Origin of the sequence: Pseudomonas quebecensis (assembly GCF_026410085.1) — a bacterium.
In the GTDB taxonomy this organism is placed as follows: Bacteria; Pseudomonadota; Gammaproteobacteria; order Pseudomonadales; family Pseudomonadaceae; genus Aquipseudomonas; species Aquipseudomonas quebecensis.
The window spans coordinates 4,056,578-4,075,015 of record NZ_CP112866.1 but is presented as its reverse complement, the minus strand read 5'-3'; the positions used below and the strand labels follow the sequence as shown (position 1 = coordinate 4,075,015).

The following is an 18,438-nucleotide window of genomic DNA, read 5'->3' as shown; positions in this document are numbered from 1 at the left end:
TAGCCATGTGCGGACTCTGCGGACTGCTCGGCGAAGACCTGCATTGGAGCGACCCCTTGGGCGATGCCGTGCCCAGGCGCCGTGAGCGCCTGCGCCGCATCGCCGCGATCAACCAGGTGCTCGCAGTGTTCCGCCTCAAAGTCGAAGACTTCCAGGGCGCCTCCTATTTGCTGATGGGCGCGACCGGCAAACAGGCCCTGGCCAGCGGCCTGGATCAGCTCTGGCAGGCGGCCGAAAGCATGCTCGGCCGCCCGTTGGACCCGCTCGACCCAAGGCTGTTGGATCACTTGGAGTCAACCTCATGAGCATTGCCTTGAATGTCATCACCGGCTTCCTCGGCAGCGGCAAGACCACCTTGCTCACGCGCCTGTTGCAAGGTGAAAGCCTGGGCGAAACGGCGTTGTTGATCAACGAATTCGGCGATGTGGGCATTGACCATCTGTTGGTCGAAGAGGTCGCGCCGGACACCGTGCTGCTGCCCGGCGGCTGTATCTGCTGTTCGATTCGCGGCGAGTTGAAAGACGCGCTGCTGGCCCTGTTGCAGCGCCGCGAGCGCGGTGAGATCCCGGCGTTCAAGCGCGTGATCCTGGAAACCACCGGCCTGGCCGACCCGGCGCCGATCCTGGCCACACTGAACAATGACGCGCAACTGCGCGGGCGTTTCCATATAGGCCTGGTCATCACGTTAGTGGACGCCAGCCACGCCGCCTTGCAGGAGCGTCTGCACCCTGAGTGGCTGGCTCAGGTAGCGGCGGCCGACCGCCTGCTGCTGAGCAAGACCGACCTGGCCGGCGACTGCACGTGGTTGCGCGCGCATTTGCGGGCGTTGAACGCCGGTACACCGATCCTCGATACCCACGCCATCCTCAGCGGCGACCAATTGCTGCTGGGCGAAGGTGTGCGCAGCGCCGAGCCCGCGCTGGAGGTGCAGCGCTGGCAATTGCACCGATCCACCACCGCGACCCACGGCGCCGCGCAGGTGTGCTGCCTGACCTTCGAACAGCCGCTGGACTGGGTGGGCTTCGGGGTGTGGTTGTCGATGCTGCTAAGATGCCACGGCGACCGAATCCTCCGGGTCAAAGGACTGCTCAACGTGAACGCCAGTACCGCCCCCATCGTCATTCATGGCGTGCAGCATTGCCTGCATGCGCCGGTGCACTTGCCTGCATGGCCGGGCAGCGACCGCCAATCACGCTTGGTATTTATCCTGCGCGGCCTGGATGCCGCGCGGTTGCGCCGATCGTTCGAGGTGTTTTCGCGGCGGTTCGCCCGATGATTACGCTGCGCGTCCTCGGCACCTCCGTGACCTTGCTCGAAACCTTGCGCGTGCGGGCCGAGCAGGAACTTGGCATCCGCCTGGTCTACCAGGTGCACGATGTCGAGCAGGCCCAGCGCATTGCGGTGATGCAACCCGACAGCTACGACCTTTATGACCAATGGTTCCATAACGTCGATTTCGTCTGGCCGGCGCGGGCGATCCAGCCCATCGACACGCGACGCATCGCGCTGTGGCACGAGATCAACGACCTGCCCAAGCGCGGGCGCCTCAGCCCCGGTGATCGCCTGGGCAGCGGCAGCGTGCCCAGCGAGCGCCTGTTCGTGCAGCACGACGGCAGCCTCGGCAGCACCGTGACCGAACGCATCAGCATGCTGCCCCTGACCCACAATGCCGACAGTTTTGCCTACCGCCCGGAGCGTCTGCCCGACGGCTTTTGCCACGGCAATGAAAGCTGGGGCTGGCTGCTGGACCCGGCATGGCGCGCGCGTACCGCGCTGCAAAGCGACGCCGCCATCGGCGCGCTGGATGCCGCGTTGGCGGTGCAGGGCGCCGGGCTCGCCAGCTTCAAGGACATTGGCAACATGAGCATCGAAGACATCGACGTGCTCGCCGATATCCTGGTGCGCAAGCAGAAGGAAGGGCACTTCGCAGCGTTCTGGTCGGACGACAAAGAAGCCGCGCAACTGATGCTCAGCCCGAATATTGATATCCAGAGCCTGTGGTCGCCGACCCTGATGCGCCTGCATCGTGCCGGCGTTAAATACCGCCTGGCGGTGCCGCGTGAAGGCTATCGCGCCTGGTTCGGTGGTTTGTCGCTGTCACGCCATGCCCAGGGGCCGGTGCTGGACGCCGCCTATGCCTACCTCAACTGGTGGCTGTCGGGCTGGCCCGGTGCGGTGATGGCGCGCCAGGGCTATTACATCGGCAACCCGGCCCGTAGTCGCGACCACCTGAGCGCCGCCGAGTGGGATTACTGGTACGCCGGCAAACCCGCACGCGAAGAACTGCCGGGCAGCGACGGCCTGCCGCTGATCGACCGGGGCGAGATGCGCGACGGCGGTTCCTACGAACAGCGCATGGGCCATATCGCGGTGTGGAACTCGGTAATGGACGAGCACAATTACCTGGTGCGCCGCTGGGGTGATTTCATGCGCGCGCGAGGGCCGGCCTGACGCGCAAAGCCAACCCTCTGTCGCCAATAAGCTGACGGCCAGGCCCCCGGTTTTATTGGGTGGACAAGCGCCTGCCGCGAGCTAATCTGCTCAACACGAATACCCGAATGGGACGGGTATTTTTTGACGCCAGGTCAGCTGTCGCAGGGAATGCACATGACACAGGGACGCAGTGGCACATACATACGAACGTTGCCAGAGGGCACGCCGATGACGTGGCGCCATACGTTCCAGACCCGCATCGCCGGCGTGTGGGCGTTGCTGCTGCTGGTGGTGGTCGTGGCTACCTACTTGGCGGTCCAGGCCGCCACTACTCGCGCCGTGGAAAACCAGGCGCGAGCCCAACTGAAAACCGGCAGCCAGGTGTTCGAACGCCTGCTGGATCTGCGAGGCCGGCGCCTGCAATACGACCTTGACTGGCTCACCGCCGATGGCCCCTTCGTCCGTGCAGTGGCCGACGGCGACAGCGCGTCGATCCTGGCGGCGCTGCAGCGCCACGGCAGCGGCATTCGTTCCAGCGAAGTGCTGGTGCTGGGCCTGGACGGCACGGTAAGGGTCAGCACCTTGCCTGGGTTCACCCGCGGCCAGGCCTTCCCCTATGCCGACGCACTGCGTCGCGCACGGCGCAGCGGCCTGCAAATATTGATTGTGACCATGGATCGGCGCCCCTACCTGCTGGTGCAGGACGAGGTGGTCGACGACGTGCCCATCGCTCGTGCGGTCATGGGCGTTCCCATGGACACGTTGTTCGCCAATGAGCTGCGCTCCATGAGCAACCTGGAGGTGTCGTTCCTCAGCGTGCGGGACGGGGAGGCCGGTCAATTGTTCAGCACCCAGCCCGACGCCTATCAGGCCGCAGTGCTCAACCTGTTGCGTGGCGCTAACCCGGACACCGAGGCGCATATCCATCGCTTCTACGGCGAGCGTGTGCTCAGCCAGGTGCGGTCGCTGGGCAACACGGGCGAGGGCGATGACGTGCGGGTGCTGCTGCAAAGCCCGCTGGACCATGCCGTGGAAGCCTTCGCGCCGCTGGATCGGCAATTCCTCGGGATTGCCCTGGCGGTGCTGGTGGTGTCACTGGCCGGCGCATTGTTCCTGGCGCGGCGCGTGTCGCGGCCGCTCACTGCCCTGGTGGAAGCTGCCGGGCGGATCGGTGCCGGTGACTACCGCACGCCGGTGCGGGTGCGGGGCCACGATGAGTTCGGCCTGCTGGCGCGGGCGTTCAACGCCATGCAAAGCGCGATTGCCATGCGTGAACGGCAGCTGGCCCATAACGCTCTGCACGACCCCCTCACCGGCCTGCCCAATCGTGCCCTGGCCATGGAACGCCTGGGCAGTGCGATCAGTGCGCGGCGGCCGGTGGTGCTGCTGTACCTGGGCATCGAAAACTACCGCGCAATCAACGAAGGCTTCGGCCCCCAGGGCGTCGAAGAGATGTTGCGCGAAGCCAGCCGCTGCCTGTCCATGAGCCTGTTGGCCAGCGACACGGCGGCACGTGTGTCCGGCAGCGAATTTCTACTGTTGCTGGAAAATACCCAGGTCGACCGTGCCGTGGCCCGCGCCGACCGTCTCTATGCGCTGCTCACCGAACCCCAGCGCATCGGCCGCGACGAACTGCGCCATCAAGTGAGCATCGGCATCGCGGCGTACCCCACCGATGGTCAGCAGGTGGAAGAGCTGATCAGCCGCGCCGCCATCGCCCGTCAAGACGCGGCGACCCTGCCGGGCCACCTGCAGATCTATCAGCAGGACCGCGACCTGGCCCACCAACGTCAGATCACCCTGATCCGCGACTTGCGCCGCGCCGCCGCCGAAGGCGCGCTGCACCTGTGCTACCAGCCCAAGCTCGACCTCAAGCATGGCCAGGTCCGTCAGGCCGAGGCGCTGCTGCGTTGGCAGCATCCCAGGCTGGGGTTGGTCTCGCCCGCCGAGTTCATCCCCCTGGCCGAGCGCACCGGCAGTATGTCCAGCCTCACCTTGTGGGTGATCGAGGAAGCCATCCGCCAGATCGCCGACTGGGCACGGCGAGGCCTGCTGATTCAACTGTCGGTGAACATCTCGGTGGACGACCTGGCCGACGACGACCTGGCGATCCGTGTGACCACGTTGCTCGCGCAGCATGGTGTGGAGGCCCGCCAGATGCTGTTCGAAATCACCGAGAGCGCGATCATGCACGACCCGCGGCAGGCCCTGAGCGTACTCGAGCAATTGCGTGGCTGCGGCATCAGCCTGTCGGTGGATGATTTCGGCACCGGCTATTCTTCTCTGGCCCAGTTGCAGCGCCTGCCGGTGCAGGAGTTGAAGATCGACCAGTCGTTCGTGCGCAACCTCGACAGCGATGGCGGCGATGGGGTGATCGTGCGCTCGACCATCGAGATGAGCCATAACCTGGGACTCAAGGTGGTCGCCGAAGGCGTGGAGTTCGAACCCAGCCTGAGGCTGCTCAAGCAATGGAACTGCGATACCGCCCAGGGTTACCTGATCAGCCGGCCACTCAACGCGATGGCCTTTGAAATGTGGATGCGGCGCGAACGCACGGCGGTCTAGCAATCGCCTTGACCGGCTTCAGCTTTTTCGCAGAGGGTCGATAACAGTGATGCAGCCTGACCGATTGCAGCGTTTTTTACCGACCAACGGTTTGGCGTCTCCCGTGGTTCGATGGTGGCATTTTGCCTTGATTGCGGCATCATGGCTGTGATCGTTCTTTTTCGCCAAGGCTGGCCGTTTTCTACCGGATCTCCCATGGCCCGATGTGTTCACCTGTTATCCCACCTATTACTGTTGCTGGCGGCGGCCGGTCCTGCTTCGGCAGCGACCCTTGAAGTGCTGATGCAGCAGGCCGACGGGCGCCCGGTCGCCGACGCGGTGGTGACGCTGCAAGGCCCGGCCGGCGCGGCGGCCGTCGTATCCAGCGCCGAGATGGACCAACGCAGCCAGCGCTTCGCGCCGCATGTGCTGGCGGTGCATACCGGCACGCAGGTGCGGTTCCCCAACAGCGACAATATTCGCCACCAGGTGTATTCCTTTTCGACCGCCAAGCGCTTCGAGCTGCGCCTGTACGAAGGCACGCCGACGGCGCCGCTGCTGTTCGACAAGCCGGGTGTGGTAGTGCTGGGCTGCAATATCCATGACTGGATGCTCGGCTACATCTACGTGACCGACGATCCGCACTTCGGCGTCAGTGATGCCCAGGGCCGCGTGCGCCTGGAGCAACTGACTCCGGGCGATTACCGCGCCACGGTGTGGCACCCGCAACTGGCCGATCTGCAGCCGATGGACGGTGGCACCCTGCATATTCCCGCCGCAGGCCTGAGCCACCGTATGCTGCTCACACTTGAGCCCGCGTCGGCGGACCTGCCCCCGGCCCCGACGGCCTTCGGCGACGCTTTCAATCGAGCTGCCCGTGAAACTGCGCAGTAGTTACCAGGCGCGGGTCGCCACGGTCCTGATCCTGCTGCTGCTGGTGGTGATCGGTGCGTTGTATTTCAGCGTCAAGGTCGCCACCCGCCAGGCTGTCCAGGGCCAGGCATCGGCACAGTTGGAGGTGGGGACGCGGGTGTTCGAGCGTTTGCTGGATGTACGCGGCCGGCGCCTGGCCGACGGTGTGCAATTGCTGGCCGCCGACTTCGGCTTTCGCGATGCCGTGGCCAGTGGCGATTCGGCGACGATGCGCTCGGTGCTGCTCAACCACGGCAAACGCATCAATGCCAGCGACATGATCCTGCTGGGCATGGACGGCACAGTCCTGGCCAGCACCGTCGACGAAGTCGCCGAGGGTTCCAGTTTTCGCTATGACCAGGCGTTGCGCGAAATGCGCCGCCAGCGCCAGGCCGCGCTGTTGATCGTGCCATTGCAGGGCACCCCGCACCTGCTGGTGGAAGCGCCGGTGCTGGCGCCGTTGCCGATCGCACGGGTGGTGATGGGCTTCAGCATGGACACGGCATTCGCCGATGAATTGCGCTCGTTGAGCAACCTGGAGGTGTCGTTCCTGGCCATCGACCGCCAGCAGCCCGGAACGCTGGTCAGCACCCAACCCCAGGTGCTGCGCGACAGTATCGTCAGCCTGATGCTCGGGCCATCCAGGCATGAGGGTGTGTCCACCACCGAGCACCTCGAACACCGTTTTCTCAGCCAATCGCTGGTATTGGCCACCAATGCCGACAGTCAGGTGCTGGCGTTGCTGCAAAGCCCACTGGATTCGGCGATGCAAGCCTTTGTGCCGCTGGACGAAAAGATCCTCGCCATCGCCCTGGTCGCGCTGGCGGCGTCGTTGATCGGCGCCTTGCTGCTGGCGCGTGGTGTATCGCGGCCGGTGCAGACACTGGCCCAGGCGGCCGAGCGCATCGGGCAGGGCAACTACCAGACCCCGGTGACCCTGACCCGCAGCGATGAACTGGGTCGCCTGGCCCTGGCGCTCAATGCGATGCAAAGCGGCATCGCCGAGCGCGAGCGGCAACTGGCCCACAATGCGCTGCATGACCGGCTCACCGGGTTGCCCAACCGCGCGCTGGCCGTGGAGCGCCTGGGCAGTGCGATTGCCATGCAGCGGCCAATGGCGTTGATTTGCCTGGGCATCGACAACCTGCGCGCCGCCAGCGAAACCGCCGGGCCGGAGGCCGTCGACGCGCTGCTGCTCAACGTCAGCCGGCGCCTGCAGGCCGCGTTGCGTCCGCGCGATACGCTGGCGCACCTGATGGCCGACGAGTTTTTACTGCTGCTCGATGGCGCGGGCCGCGACGAAGCGGTAGGCCTGGCCGACAAGCTCCAGCAACTGCTGTTGCGTCCGCAACGTATCGGCGACCACGACCTGGCACTCGACTGCCGCCTGGGCATTGCGGCGTATCCGGCCGATGGCGACACCGCCCACAGCCTGCTTGAGCGCGCGGCGATCGCCATGAAGGATGCCGCGCAGATGCCCGGTCGCCTGCAGGTGTACGAACCGGGGCGCGACCTCGCCCATCGTCGTCAGATCACCCTGATCCGCGACCTGCGCCATGCGCCCGGCCAGGGGCAACTGCTGCTGCATTACCAGCCCAAACTGGATATTCGCCAGGGCCACGTGCGCCAGGCTGAAGCCCTGTTGCGCTGGCAGCATCCGCAGTTCGGTATGGTCTCGCCGGCGGAATTCATTCCCTTGGCCGAGCGCTCGGGCAGCGTTCAGTTGCTGACCCAGTGGGTTATCGAGGAGGGTATCCGCCAGTTGTGCGAATGGAACCGACGCGGCTTGTACCTGCAACTGTCGCTGAACATCTCGGCCGAGGACTTGCTCGGCGATGAGCTGGCCCACCGCGTCTCGACGCTGCTGCGGCGCTATGGCCTGCCGGCCGAACAACTGGTGTTCGAAATCACCGAGAGTGCGGTGATGCGCGAGCCGGAAAAGGCCCTGAAGGTGCTGCACCTGCTGCGTGATTGTGGCATCAGCCTGTCGGTGGATGACTTTGGCACCGGCTATTCGTCACTGGCCCACCTCAAGCGCCTGCCGGTGCAGGAACTGAAGATCGACCAGTCGTTCGTGCGCAACCTGGATGAAACCAGTGAAGACGCGGTGATCGTGCGCTCGACCATCGAGATGAGCCACAACCTGGGCCTCAAGGTGGTCGCCGAAGGCGTCGAATACGCCCACAGCCTGCGCCTGCTGGAGCGCTGGCAGTGCGATACGGCGCAGGGCTACCTGATCAGTCGGCCCTTGAGCGCCGACGCTTTCGAAGCCTGGGTGGCCTTGCCTCTCAGTGCGCAAACTTCGCAGGTGCATTGAGGGCTATGACGTGCGTCTTTCTCTACTGATCGGTTGCATGGCCAGCCTGAGCCTGCCCGCCGCCCTGGCCGATAACGGTCGCCTGATCGCCACCGGCGGCGCCAGCAGCCTGGAGGGCGCTGCGGGCGGCGGCATCACGCCGTGGGCGGTGCTCAGCGGTTATGGCGAACAACACGAGTGGGGCGCGACGGCGTTCGCCACCACGGTCAATCTGCCTGATTATCGGCTCGATGTCGCCGGGTTGGCGCTGGCCTACGACAACCGCGTGGAAGTCTCCTTCGCTCGGCAACGTTTTGACCTGGGCACCTTGGTGCATAAGCTGAACCTGCCCGACGACCACCTCGGCCAGGATGTGCTGGGGATAAAAGTGCGGCTGTTCGGCGATGTGATCTACGACCGCTTGCCCCAGGTTTCACTGGGCCTGCAATACAAGCATCAGAATACGTTCGATATTCCGCGCCTGGTCGGCGCCAAGCGTGACAGCGACGTGGAAGGCTACCTGGCCGCCAGCCGTCTGTTCATGGGCGCAGCCTTTGGCTACAACGTGCTGGTCAACGGCGGCCTGCGCTACAGCCGCGCCAATGAAACCGGCCTGCTCGGCTTCGGTGGCGACCGCCGCGACCGTCGCAGCCTGCTCAAGGAGGGCTCGGTGGCGCTGTTGTTCAACCCACGCTGGGCATTGGGCGTGGAGTACCGCGAGAAACCCGACAACCTGTCGTTCGCCGGTGAAAGCGACTGGGCGGATGTGTTTCTGGCTTACTTCCCCAGCAAGCAGGTGTCGTTTGTCCTGGCCTATGCCCGCCTTGGCGAGATCGCCACGTTGGATAACCAGAACGGCACCTACCTGTCCGTCCAGGGGAGTTTCTGATGCGTGTATTACCCGTGCTGCTGCTGGCGCTGCTCAGCGCCTGCGCCCAGCAACCGCCCAAGGACGACAGCCTCTACCGCGACCTCGGTGCCATGCCCGGCATCACTCGCATCGTCGAAGGCATGCTGCTCAACATCGCCCGCGACGACCGCATCGTCGAGCGCTTCCGGCGTATCGACATCCAGCGCCTGCGCAACAAACTGATCGAACAGTTCTGCGTCGAAGCCGGCGGCCCATGCACCTACACCGGCGACAGCATGGCCGAGAGCCACAAAGGCCAGAACGTCAGCCGCAGTGACTTCAACGCATTGGTGGAGGATCTGATCAAAGCGATGGACAGCGAAGGGATCCCAGTGCCCACACAAAACCGCCTGCTCGCTCGCCTGGCGCCCATGCGCGGCGAAGTGATCGAGCACTGATCCCCGCTCCAACCCCATTCCAATGTGGGAGGGGGCTTGCCCCCGGATGGCCGGCGGCATCTATATAAACCTCACAGGCTGACCCACAACCTTGTGGTGAGCAGGTTTGTTGTGGTGAGCAGGCTTGCCCTGCGCCGGGCTGCGAAGCAGCCCCTTTCCAGGCGATGTGGTCTTGTCTGGCACACCGTGGTGTCTTGGTTTGGGGCTGCTTCGCAGCCCAGCGCGGGGCAAGCCTGCTCACCACATCAGGTCTGCTCACCACAAGAACCGCATGTTTTCGAAGGCTTGTAGATAGCTGTGCCCCTATGGCGGCGGGGCAGTGAGAACTTTTTATTGGCTGACAGCAGCCGTATTGAACCCATGAAAAAGGCGGCTACCCGTAAGGGAAGCCGCCTTTGTCTTACCGCCGGTAACGCTTATTCCGGCAGTTTGAACGCCATCACATAATCACCCTGCTTGGTGCCCAGGGAGCCGTGACCGCCGGCCATGACCAGCACGTATTGCTTGCCGTCCTTGCCGGTGTAGGTCATCGGGGTGGTCTGGGCGCCGGCTGGCAGGCGGCCTTCCCACAGTTGCTTGCCGTTTTTCACGTCATAGGCACGCAGGTACTGGTCCAGGGTGCCGCTGAGGAACGCCACACCACCGGCGGTGGTGAAGGTGCCGCCCAGGCTCGGTACGCCCATGGTCAGCGGCACTGGAACCGGCGAGCTGTCACGCACGGTGCCGTTTTTGTGCATCCAGATGGTTTTGTGGGTGGTCAGGTCGACCGCCGCCACATAACCCCACGCCGGCGCCTGGCAAGGCAAGCCCATCGGCGACAGCAAAGCTTCGAGGATCACACCGTACGGCGCGCCTTTGTTCGGTTGCACGCCTTCGGTTTCGCTGACGCGCGGGCCTTGCTTGGCGATCTCGGCGGCCGGGATCAGTTTGGATTTGAACGCCATGTAGCTCGGGTTTACGAACGCGATCTGACGTACCGGGTCGACGGAAATGCCACCCCAGTCGAACACGCCGAAGTTACCTGGGTACACGATCGAACCCTGCAGCGACGGCGGGGTGAACGGACCGTCATAGCGCATGGATTTGAAATCGATACGGCACAGCATCTGGTCGAATGGCGTCACGCCCCACATGTCACGCTCTTTGAGCGGCGGTGGCATAAAGTTCAGCTCGGACTTCGGCTGGGTCGGGGAGGTACGGTCGCCCGCCACTGCGCCTTGCGGCACAGCCACTTCGTGGATCGGCACCACCGGCTGGCCGGTTGCACGGTCCAGCACATAGATGCTGCCCTGCTTGGTCGACGCCATCACCGCCTGCTTCACGCCGGCTTCGGTCTTGATGTCGATCAGCGAAGGCTGGCCGCCGACGTCCATGTCCCACAGGTCATGGTGGGTGAACTGGAAGGTCCACTTCACGTGACCGGTGTCGATGTCCAGCGCGGTCAGGCCCGCAGCGTACTTCTCGGAATCATCGGTACGGTCGCCGCCATACTGGTCGGGCATCTGGTTGCCCATCGGCAGGTAGAGCATGCCGAGTTTTTCGTCCACGGCGAACATGGACCACATGTTCGGCGAGTTACGGGTGTAGGTCTTGCCCTCGGCCAACGGGGTGGTGTCGTCCGGGTTGCCGCTGTCCCAGTTCCACACCAGCTTGCCGGTGTGCACGTCGAACGCGCGGATCACACCGCTTGGCTCGTCGACGGAAACGTTGTCGGTCACATGACCACCGATGACCACCAGGTTTTTGGTCACGGCCGGTGGCGAAGTGGAGTAGTAACCGCCTGGGGCGAAGCTACCGATATTGGCACGCAGGTCGACCTGGCCTTTGTCGCCGAAGTCTTCGCACATTTTGCCGGTGTCGGCGTTCAGGGCGATCAGGCGGGTATCGGCGGTCGGTACGAAGATGCGTTTCGGGCAGGCATTCGGCGCGGCGGCCGGGCTGGCGCTGCCGGTCGGGCTCTGTTCGGAGGCATAGGCGGCGTCATCGTGATACGACACGCCACGGCAGGTCATGTGCGCCCAGCCTTTGAAGTTCTCGGCACCCTGGCTGCTGATCTTCGGATCGAAGCGCCAGATTTCCTTGCCGGTGTCCGGATCTAGCGCGATCACTTGGCTGTGCGGTGTGCACACGTAGAGCATGCCGTTGACTTTCAGCGGGGTGTTTTCCGCGGTGGTCTCGCCTGGATCGTTAGGGCCTGGGATGTCGCCGGTGCGGTAGGTCCACGCCGGCACCAGTTTGTGCGCGTTCTCCGGAGTGATCTGCGCCAGCGGCGAGTAGCGATCACCAAAGGCCGAACGGCCGTAGGAATTCCAGTCACCATCGGCCTGGGCCGGCGCAGCGCTGGCCATGCCCGGCACGGCGTCACGGTCCAGTTCGCCGGTCTTGACCATTTCACCGGGGTTGGTGAATTGGCTGGCCAGGGCGGTCGCACCGGCCAGCACCACGGCCACGCTCAGCGCGCCGGTGCCCAGTGGCGCAGGCTGGCCGCGCAGCAACGGACGGCGAACCCACGGCAGCAGCATGACGATGCCCAGGGCGAACAGCAGCGCCAGGCGCGGTACCAGTTGCCACCAATCCAGGCCGACTTCCCACAATGCCCACACGGTGCTGGCAAACAGCACCAGTGCGTACAGGCCCAGCGCCGCGCGGCGGGTGGCCAGCAGCAGAACGCCGGTGAGGGTAATACCGATACCGGCCAACAGGTAGTACAGCGACCCGCCGAGCGTAGTCAGCTTGATACCGCCGGCCAGCAGGGCCAGGCCCATGATCAGCAGCAAGACGCCGAGCAGCCTAGGCAGCAGGCGGCTTGGGCTCGAAGCACCATCAGTGCTCATAGTGTGTTTCTCCGTGACGTTGGAATAGTTGTGTAACCCCGTGCTTCACTCACTGTAGATGACGATTCGGCGCGGGCTTGGTTCAGCGTTATTTCGGTTTTTGTGGGGGATGGCGCGGGTTATCCACCGGCGGGCGATTGAACCCCAGGCGCAGGTCGAGATAAGACAGCGCTGTCTTGGGTATGGGAGATATTCGGCAAGATGGGATCGACCGCAGGCGTGAAACGTTTCAGTTTGTTGCGGCAAGGATAAAGAGATGACGCGCCGAGAGAAAGCGCAAATCGCAAGATGCATCATTTCCGATTTGGTAACAGTGACAGAACGTCGCTGCATACACGGTGGTTTCAGCCTTGAGTTGAATGGCGAACGAACTTCCCCCGCGCGTGGCAAGCCCGCTCACCACACCGTTGTGGGTCAGCCTGTGAGACTCGATGGCCATCGGGGGCAAGCCCCCTCCCACAGCGCACAGCACGGGTGTCTACATTTTCTTTGCTGAAAAGAAGCGATTTTTTTGTGGTGAGCGAGCTTGCCTCGCGCGAGGCCGGCCCCTTCACCACAAGAGCCTCGGATTTTTAAAAGGTCGTGCGAACGCCCACCTGCACGCTACGGCCCGGTGCCGGGGCGATGTCGCGCAGGATCGAGCTGGCATAGCGCACGGTCTGATTGGTGAGGTTTTCGCCGTTCACGAATGCCAGCCACTGGCTGGTGCCGACATTGAAGCGGTAACCGGCGCTGGCGCCCAGGGTGGTGTAGCCGTCGGTGCCGCTTTCGTTATCCGGTACGCGGCCCTGGCCGGCGGCGTGTTCCACGTCGATGCGCGCCTGCCAGCGGTCCAGTTCCCACAGCAGGCCGCTGTTCAGGCGCAATGGCGCAATGCGCGGCAAGGCTTCGCCGGTGTCCAGATTGGTGGCGCGGGTGTAATCGCCTGACAATTCCAGCGCAAACTTGCCGTAGGCGCTTTCGCCGAGTTTCCAGTGATCCTGGGCTTCGAAGCCGGCGAATCGCGCACGCACACCGGAGTATTCGTACTCGGGGATGCCCGTCGGATCTTCTTCACCTTCGTCGTTCAGCGTACGACCGGTGCCCAACAAACCGATGTAATTGGAAAAGTGGCTGTAGAACACGCCGAAGCTGCCCTTGTGAGTGCCATTGTCGAAACGCAGCGCCAGGTCGCTGGACACGGCTTTTTCTTTTTTCAGGTTGGCGTCGCCCAATTCAAAGGTACCGGTGGCGACGTGCGCACCGTTGGCGTACAGCTCATAGAATGTCGGCGCCCGTTCGGTATAGCCCAGGGTCGCGGCCAGGGACCAGATCGGCGTCAGCGTATACACCGCGCCTGACGACAGGCTGCCGGCGGTGAAGGTATTGCTTTGGTCGGCGCCGGCGAAACGTGCGTTGCCTTTGGCGTCGGGGTCGACCTGGGTGTGCTCCAGGCGCCCGCCAAGGCTGAGCTTGAGGCGTTCGGTGGCCTGCAGTTCTTCGAGGATAAACAGCGCGCCAGCGGTGGTGTCGGTTTGCGGCACGAAGGCTTCTTCGCCCAGGGCCGAGAACTCGTTGCGCGTCACCTGCGCGCCGACCACACCATTGAGCGGCCCGATCGGCTGGTGCCGCGCTTCCACTCGGGCTTCGTAGCCTTTGTTCTTGAACACGGTGCCGGTCTCGCCGCCTTCGATTTCGCGGTGTTCGTAATCGGTGTAGCCCGCGTCGAGTTTTACCGAGGTGAACGGCCCCTGCAGGTTGCGGATCTGCGACGCGAAAGCGTAGTGATCCTGCTGCATGCGGATACGCACGTCCTGTTCGGCGGGCGAGCCGTAGTTGCTGTCGTAGTTGCTGTAGGACAGCCCGGCGTAGCCGTCGTCCCAGGTGTAGGAACCGCCCACCGCGCCGCCGTCCTGACGCCCGTCGCTGTTGCCCAGGCGACCGTTCCTGCTGGGGCCGTCGTCGCTGTCCGGTGCGTGCCGGCTGCGTGCGTCGCCGGGGATTTTCAGGTCGTTGAACGCCCGCGCGCTGGCGTCCAGGTGCAGAGCGAACGCACCGTTGCCGGCCTCCAATCTGCCGGCGCTGCTGCGGGTGGTGTCCGCGCCGCCGTAGCGCAGCTCACCGGCGCCCTGGATACCTTCAATGGCTTCGGTGGGGATGCGGTTGTCGAAAGTATTGACCACGCCACCGATGGCGCTGCCGCCATACAACAGCGCCGCCGGGCCGCGCACGATTTCAATGCGCTCCACATTGACCGGGTCCAGCGGCACCGCATGATCGTAGGACAGCGACGACGCATCCAGCGCGCCCACGCCATTGCGCAGCAGGCGAATGCGGTCGCCATCCTGGCCGCGAATGATCGGCCGGCTCGCACCTGGACCAAAGTACGACGAGGACACCCCCGGCTGTTTATTCAGGGTTTCACCCAGGCTGCCTTTTTGCTGCAGGGTCAGTTCATCGCCCTCCAGCACGGTAGTGGGCGAGGCCAGTTGTTCGCTGCCCAGCGGGTTGCCGGTGACCACCTGGGTTGGCAGCTCAAGGGCGTGGGTTTCGGTGCAGATCAGCAGCGCGGCGGCGAGTGGGGTCAAGCGCCAGAAGGAGGGGAGGGACATCGGACATTCCTTGGAAAAGCGACGAAAAGATTTGAAAGTTATAGTTACAATATAACATCTCTTTTTGCCAGGGAACGGGAACTTTTTTACCTGGTCTGACGGGGTGATAAGGTGTGCACCCTTCCGACCCGATTCTTCATAGGCCTGGCATGACCGCGACAAGCAACGACCCTCTCCATGGCGTCACCCTGCAACACATCCTCACCACATTGGTGGAGCATTACGAATGGCAAGGCCTGGCCGAGCGCATTGATATTCGCTGTTTCAAGAGCGACCCGAGCATCAAGTCGAGCCTGACCTTCCTGCGCAAAACCCCATGGGCGCGGGAAAAAGTCGAAGGGCTATACGTGAAGCTGATGCGCACCAAACCACCGTTGGATTGAACCCATGAAGCGGTATGCGGCGGCAGCGGCACTGGCCGGCTGGGTGGGCCTGGCGATTCAGCAGTACCTGATTTTCTATTCGCGCTGGACGTCCGGCGCCAGCCTGATGGGTGGGCTGATCAACTTTTTCAGTTTCTTCACCGTGTTGACCAATACCCTGGCGGTGGTGGTGCTCAGCTATGCCCTGGTCAATCGCCCCTCGGCGGCGCGGCGATTTTTTCTCGCGCCAGCGGTGAGCAGTGGCATCGCGGTGAGCATCGTGGTGGTGGGCCTGGCCTACAACCTGTTGCTGCGGCATTTGTGGCAGCCCGAAGGTTTCCAATTCATTGCCGACGAACTGCTGCACGACGTCATGCCCGTGCTGTTCGCGGTGTATTGGTGGCGGTACGTGCCCAAGGGGCAGTTGCGCTTTACGCACATCGGCCTGTGGGTGATCTACCCGCTGGTGTATTTCGGCTACGCGCTGCTGCGTGGCGATCTGCTCGGGCAATATCAGTACCCGTTCATCGACGTGAGTACGCTGGGTTATCCCCAGGTATTCGTGAATGCCGGGGGGATTCTGGCGGGGTTTGTGCTGATTGCGGCAGTGGTGGTGGGGGTGGACAAGTCTTTGCGGTCGCCATCGCTCTGATCTGGGCATGTCAGCCGGTTCATCGTTGGCTGACATGCTGCTATCGGGATTGGATCATCCTCTGTTCTGGAGGGACGAGTTATTCCTCTTCGCTACCGTCGGCGCGCCAGTAACCGACAGCCTTGAGGTACTCCTCGTTCACACGGTGCGTGTCGAGCAGCACCCGTCGCAGTTGGCGCGACACCTTGGTTTCGGTCGCCACGAAGCAGTACAGCGAACCCTCAGGCATCCTCAGGTTCTGCACCGTCTGAACCAGGTCATCCTGGCCACGCACCACCCAAATGACCTTCACATTGGCTGCACTGTGCAGTAGCTGTTGCTCCGCCGCATCGGCGATTTCAATCACCGCCAATACCGTGCGCCCGGCCGGCAGTTCTTCCAGGCGTCGACCGATGGCCGGCAGCGCGGTTTCGTCGCCGATCAGCAGGTAGCTGTCGAATATGTCGGGCACGATCAACGAGCCCCTTGGCCCGCCGATGTAGAGGTGCTGGCCGGGTGTGGCCTGTTCGGCCCAGGTGGAGGCGGGGCCGTCGCCATGCAGCACGAAGTCGATGTCCAGTTCGCCGCGTTGCGCGTCATGGCGGCGTGGCGTGTAGTCGCGCATGGCCGGTTGCGGGCCATCGCCCTTGATGTTGAACGTCGGGCTCTCCAGTGCGGCCTGTTCGGCGGCGTCGCGCGGGAACAACAGCTTGACGTGGTCGTCGCTGCCCAGGCTGATAAAGCCCGCCAGCTGCGGCCCGCCCAGGGTGATGCGGCGCATGCGTGGGGTGATATCGACAACGCGCAGCACGTCGAGGCGGCGGCGTTTGATTTCGTGGGTGACGCGGTGGATGACTGGCCTATTCATTGAGCTTTCCCGTCAGCGATGGCTTGGGCGGTGCCGTTGAGCAACGCGGCGACCCGCACGATTTCTTCCGGGCTCCAGCGCCCGTGGTGCGAATGCAAGGCGTGGCGCAGGTTATGCACCGCCTCGTGGATTTCCGGCGGACGATCATGCCCGCGCAGCGAGCGCTTGCTTACGTCCATGCGCAGGCGAATGCCATCGAGGGCAACCGCTTGTTCGCTCAAGAAGAGACGGCCGGCGTCGGTGATGGTGTAGCGTTTTTTTCCGCCTTCGGCGTCGCCGCTGATCAATTCGCTTTCCTCCAGGAAGGTCAGCGTGGGGTAGATCACGCCCGGGCTGGGGCTGTAGGCACCGTCGAACAGGGCTTCGATCTTGCGGATCAGGTCATAGCCGTGGCAAGGCTGCTCGGCGATCAGTGCCGGTAGCAGCAATTTCAGATCACCCGGCGCAAATACACGTGGGCCACGTCCGCCGCGTTCGCGGCCGGGGCGTTTTTCGAAGCCGTCGCGGCTGTCACCGTGGTCTCGGTGATGATGAGGGTCTCTCATGGTCGTAGCCTCTGTCTGATTTAGATACAACTTAAGATATATCTTACGAAAAGGGCAACGTTGTCTGACCAGCGGTATCGACTGCCGCACCCCGCGTCGAAGAACGGAAAACGGCAGGGAGAAGCCGCGCCTATATCGAGAGTTGTCGATTAAATAAATAGCATTTTCGTGAATAACGCTTACAGTTGTTAGTTGGAGTTATTACTCTAAAACAAGTAATGGTCAGGCAGGCTGTGGCGTGTAGTACATTTCTTACAGTTAAGTGCATTAGATAAGTAGTATCTGGGCTTAATTAGTTGTGGTAATCGGACTACAGTAATTATTCATCATATTGAATTTAATGATTTTTTTCCTTCTGCTCATGTTGTGCATTACTACGCTTTAATGCGAAACGGCTGGCTTCATTAAGTTGGTTTTCGAGGGACTATTTACGTGCTTCGCAAGACCCGGTTCGAATTGGGCTGTGCGACGCACGGAAATGCGTTGTTCAACTAACTTTCTGACGTGATAAAACAGGTACTTAAAATGCTTAAGAAGACCGCTTTCGTACTGCCATTGATGGCGCTGGCTTTCGGCTCCTCCAGCGTATTCGCTGCCGGTGAAGCCTCCAGCATCATCAACATCAAGGCGACGATTCCGACCCAGCAGTTCCATGCACAGCCGGTTGATCCGAACTGGGGTCGCGATGAAACCATGAACTACAACACCGTCACCGGTGACCTGAGTTCGCTGCGCGCCACCTACAACGTGAAAAACACCGACGGCTCCATCAAGGCGTACATCGAAGGCGGCCCAGCGTCGTTGACCAACGGCACCGACTCCATCGCGCTGACCACCACCTTCAACAACGTAACCCTCACCGGTTCGCCGCTGGAAGTGGTCGATGACCCCAGCTCCACCCCAGGTACCCAAGCCGACATGGTGGTGACTGCCGCCAAGCCAGCGGCTGGCATTGCCGGTCTGTTCACCACCAGCTACACCGTGGTGTTTGACCACGAGCCACGTGTAACCCCTTGAGGCATAGCCAACTGAGCAATAAGCACCGTTTTATTGCCGGGTAGCGATACCGGTCGACAGGCAGCTTCTGTCGGTCGACCGGTTTTCCCATGAAGTC

Annotated in this window: 15 protein-coding genes; 11 read left to right on the top strand and 4 right to left on the bottom strand. The window is 63.0% G+C overall.

The window, feature by feature from the left end; genetic code table 11:
* The first annotated feature begins 5 nt into the window (after positions 1-5).
* The 8 genes from OSC50_RS18945 to OSC50_RS18910 all read left to right on the top strand — a co-directional run bounded on the left by OSC50_RS18945 (position 6) and on the right by OSC50_RS18910 (position 9,493).
* Positions 6-305, top strand: a complete 300-nt coding sequence (locus OSC50_RS18945; protein WP_181078314.1) for a hypothetical protein — start codon at positions 6-8, stop codon at positions 303-305.
* A complete protein-coding gene (locus OSC50_RS18940; protein WP_181078312.1) occupies positions 302-1,276 on the top strand; it encodes a CobW family GTP-binding protein in 975 nt (324 codons plus the stop codon). The genes OSC50_RS18945 and OSC50_RS18940 overlap by 4 nt, the downstream gene beginning before the upstream one ends.
* The gene (locus OSC50_RS18935) at positions 1,273-2,451 is read left to right on the top strand and encodes an ABC transporter substrate-binding protein (RefSeq protein ID WP_266248092.1); all 1,179 of its coding nucleotides are present in this window, start codon (positions 1,273-1,275) and stop codon (positions 2,449-2,451) included. The genes OSC50_RS18940 and OSC50_RS18935 overlap by 4 nt, the downstream gene beginning before the upstream one ends.
* Before the next feature lie 210 nt (positions 2,452-2,661).
* On the top strand, positions 2,662-4,998 hold the full coding sequence (locus OSC50_RS18930; protein ID WP_266248093.1) for a putative bifunctional diguanylate cyclase/phosphodiesterase: 2,337 nt from the start codon (positions 2,662-2,664) through the stop codon (positions 4,996-4,998).
* 195 nt (positions 4,999-5,193) lie between these two features.
* Positions 5,194-5,871, top strand: coding sequence for a methylamine utilization protein (locus tag OSC50_RS18925; protein ID WP_266248095.1), 678 nt, complete (start codon positions 5,194-5,196; stop codon positions 5,869-5,871).
* On the top strand, positions 5,855-8,206 hold the full coding sequence (locus tag OSC50_RS18920) for a putative bifunctional diguanylate cyclase/phosphodiesterase (RefSeq protein WP_266248096.1): 2,352 nt from the start codon (positions 5,855-5,857) through the stop codon (positions 8,204-8,206). The genes OSC50_RS18925 and OSC50_RS18920 overlap by 17 nt, the downstream gene beginning before the upstream one ends.
* Before the next feature lie 37 nt (positions 8,207-8,243).
* Positions 8,244-9,074, top strand: coding sequence for a DUF3034 family protein (locus tag OSC50_RS18915; RefSeq protein WP_266249686.1), 831 nt, complete (start codon positions 8,244-8,246; stop codon positions 9,072-9,074).
* Positions 9,074-9,493, top strand: a complete 420-nt coding sequence (locus OSC50_RS18910; protein WP_370694745.1) for a group I truncated hemoglobin — start codon at positions 9,074-9,076, stop codon at positions 9,491-9,493. The genes OSC50_RS18915 and OSC50_RS18910 overlap by 1 nt, the downstream gene beginning before the upstream one ends.
* A 416-nt stretch (positions 9,494-9,909) precedes the next feature.
* Here the strand turns inward: OSC50_RS18910 and OSC50_RS18905 are convergent, their stop codons facing one another.
* Both OSC50_RS18905 and OSC50_RS18900 read right to left on the bottom strand, forming a co-directional pair.
* Positions 9,910-12,327 (bottom strand): glucose/quinate/shikimate family membrane-bound PQQ-dependent dehydrogenase, encoded by a 2,418-nt coding sequence (locus OSC50_RS18905; protein WP_266248097.1) that lies wholly within the window; start codon positions 12,325-12,327, stop codon positions 9,910-9,912.
* Positions 12,328-12,899: 572 nt separating this feature from the next.
* Entirely contained in the window at positions 12,900-14,918 is a 2,019-nt protein-coding gene (locus OSC50_RS18900) for a TonB-dependent receptor (protein WP_266248099.1), read from the bottom strand.
* Positions 14,919-15,067: 149 nt separating this feature from the next.
* Between OSC50_RS18900 and OSC50_RS18895 the strand changes: the two genes are divergently transcribed.
* Positions 15,068-15,301 (top strand): VF530 family protein, encoded by a 234-nt coding sequence (locus tag OSC50_RS18895; protein WP_253510665.1) that lies wholly within the window; start codon positions 15,068-15,070, stop codon positions 15,299-15,301.
* Between the two features lie 4 nt (positions 15,302-15,305).
* Entirely contained in the window at positions 15,306-15,932 is a 627-nt protein-coding gene (locus OSC50_RS18890; RefSeq protein WP_181081866.1) for a Pr6Pr family membrane protein, read from the top strand.
* Between the two features lie 79 nt (positions 15,933-16,011).
* On the opposite strand, the gene OSC50_RS18885 is transcribed toward OSC50_RS18890, so the two are convergent.
* Together OSC50_RS18885 and OSC50_RS18880 are read right to left on the bottom strand one after the other, a co-directional pair.
* Positions 16,012-16,779: a siderophore-interacting protein gene (locus OSC50_RS18885; RefSeq protein WP_181081867.1), complete on the bottom strand. Its 768-nt coding sequence runs from the start codon at positions 16,777-16,779 to the stop codon at positions 16,012-16,014.
* Positions 16,776-17,324, bottom strand: a complete 549-nt coding sequence (locus OSC50_RS18880; protein ID WP_181081868.1) for a PadR family transcriptional regulator — start codon at positions 17,322-17,324, stop codon at positions 16,776-16,778. The genes OSC50_RS18885 and OSC50_RS18880 overlap by 4 nt, the downstream gene beginning before the upstream one ends.
* 525 nt (positions 17,325-17,849) lie before the next feature.
* Between OSC50_RS18880 and OSC50_RS18875 the strand changes: the two genes are divergently transcribed.
* Positions 17,850-18,341 carry a CS1 type fimbrial major subunit gene (locus OSC50_RS18875; protein WP_253510667.1) on the top strand — a complete coding sequence of 164 codons (492 nt, stop codon included), beginning with the start codon at positions 17,850-17,852 and terminating at the stop codon, positions 18,339-18,341.
* The last annotated feature ends 97 nt before the right edge of the window (positions 18,342-18,438 follow it).

Coding starts and splice junctions, on each gene's coding strand:
- OSC50_RS18945 (WP_181078314.1), top strand. CDS start 6: ATGTGCGGACTCTGCGGACTGCTCGGCGAAGACCTGCATTGGAGCGAC.
- OSC50_RS18940 (WP_181078312.1), top strand. CDS start 302: ATGAGCATTGCCTTGAATGTCATCACCGGCTTCCTCGGCAGCGGCAAG.
- OSC50_RS18935 (WP_266248092.1), top strand. CDS start 1,273: ATGATTACGCTGCGCGTCCTCGGCACCTCCGTGACCTTGCTCGAAACC.
- OSC50_RS18930 (WP_266248093.1), top strand. CDS start 2,662: ATGACGTGGCGCCATACGTTCCAGACCCGCATCGCCGGCGTGTGGGCG.
- OSC50_RS18925 (WP_266248095.1), top strand. CDS start 5,194: ATGGCCCGATGTGTTCACCTGTTATCCCACCTATTACTGTTGCTGGCG.
- OSC50_RS18915 (WP_266249686.1), top strand. CDS start 8,244: ATGGCCAGCCTGAGCCTGCCCGCCGCCCTGGCCGATAACGGTCGCCTG.
- OSC50_RS18910 (WP_370694745.1), top strand. CDS start 9,074: ATGCGTGTATTACCCGTGCTGCTGCTGGCGCTGCTCAGCGCCTGCGCC.
- OSC50_RS18905 (WP_266248097.1), bottom strand. CDS start 12,327: ATGAGCACTGATGGTGCTTCGAGCCCAAGCCGCCTGCTGCCTAGGCTG.
- OSC50_RS18900 (WP_266248099.1), bottom strand. CDS start 14,918: ATGTCCCTCCCCTCCTTCTGGCGCTTGACCCCACTCGCCGCCGCGCTG.
- OSC50_RS18895 (WP_253510665.1), top strand. CDS start 15,068: ATGACCGCGACAAGCAACGACCCTCTCCATGGCGTCACCCTGCAACAC.
- OSC50_RS18890 (WP_181081866.1), top strand. CDS start 15,306: ATGAAGCGGTATGCGGCGGCAGCGGCACTGGCCGGCTGGGTGGGCCTG.
- OSC50_RS18885 (WP_181081867.1), bottom strand. CDS start 16,779: ATGAATAGGCCAGTCATCCACCGCGTCACCCACGAAATCAAACGCCGC.
- OSC50_RS18880 (WP_181081868.1), bottom strand. CDS start 17,324: ATGAGAGACCCTCATCATCACCGAGACCACGGTGACAGCCGCGACGGC.
- OSC50_RS18875 (WP_253510667.1), top strand. CDS start 17,850: ATGCTTAAGAAGACCGCTTTCGTACTGCCATTGATGGCGCTGGCTTTC.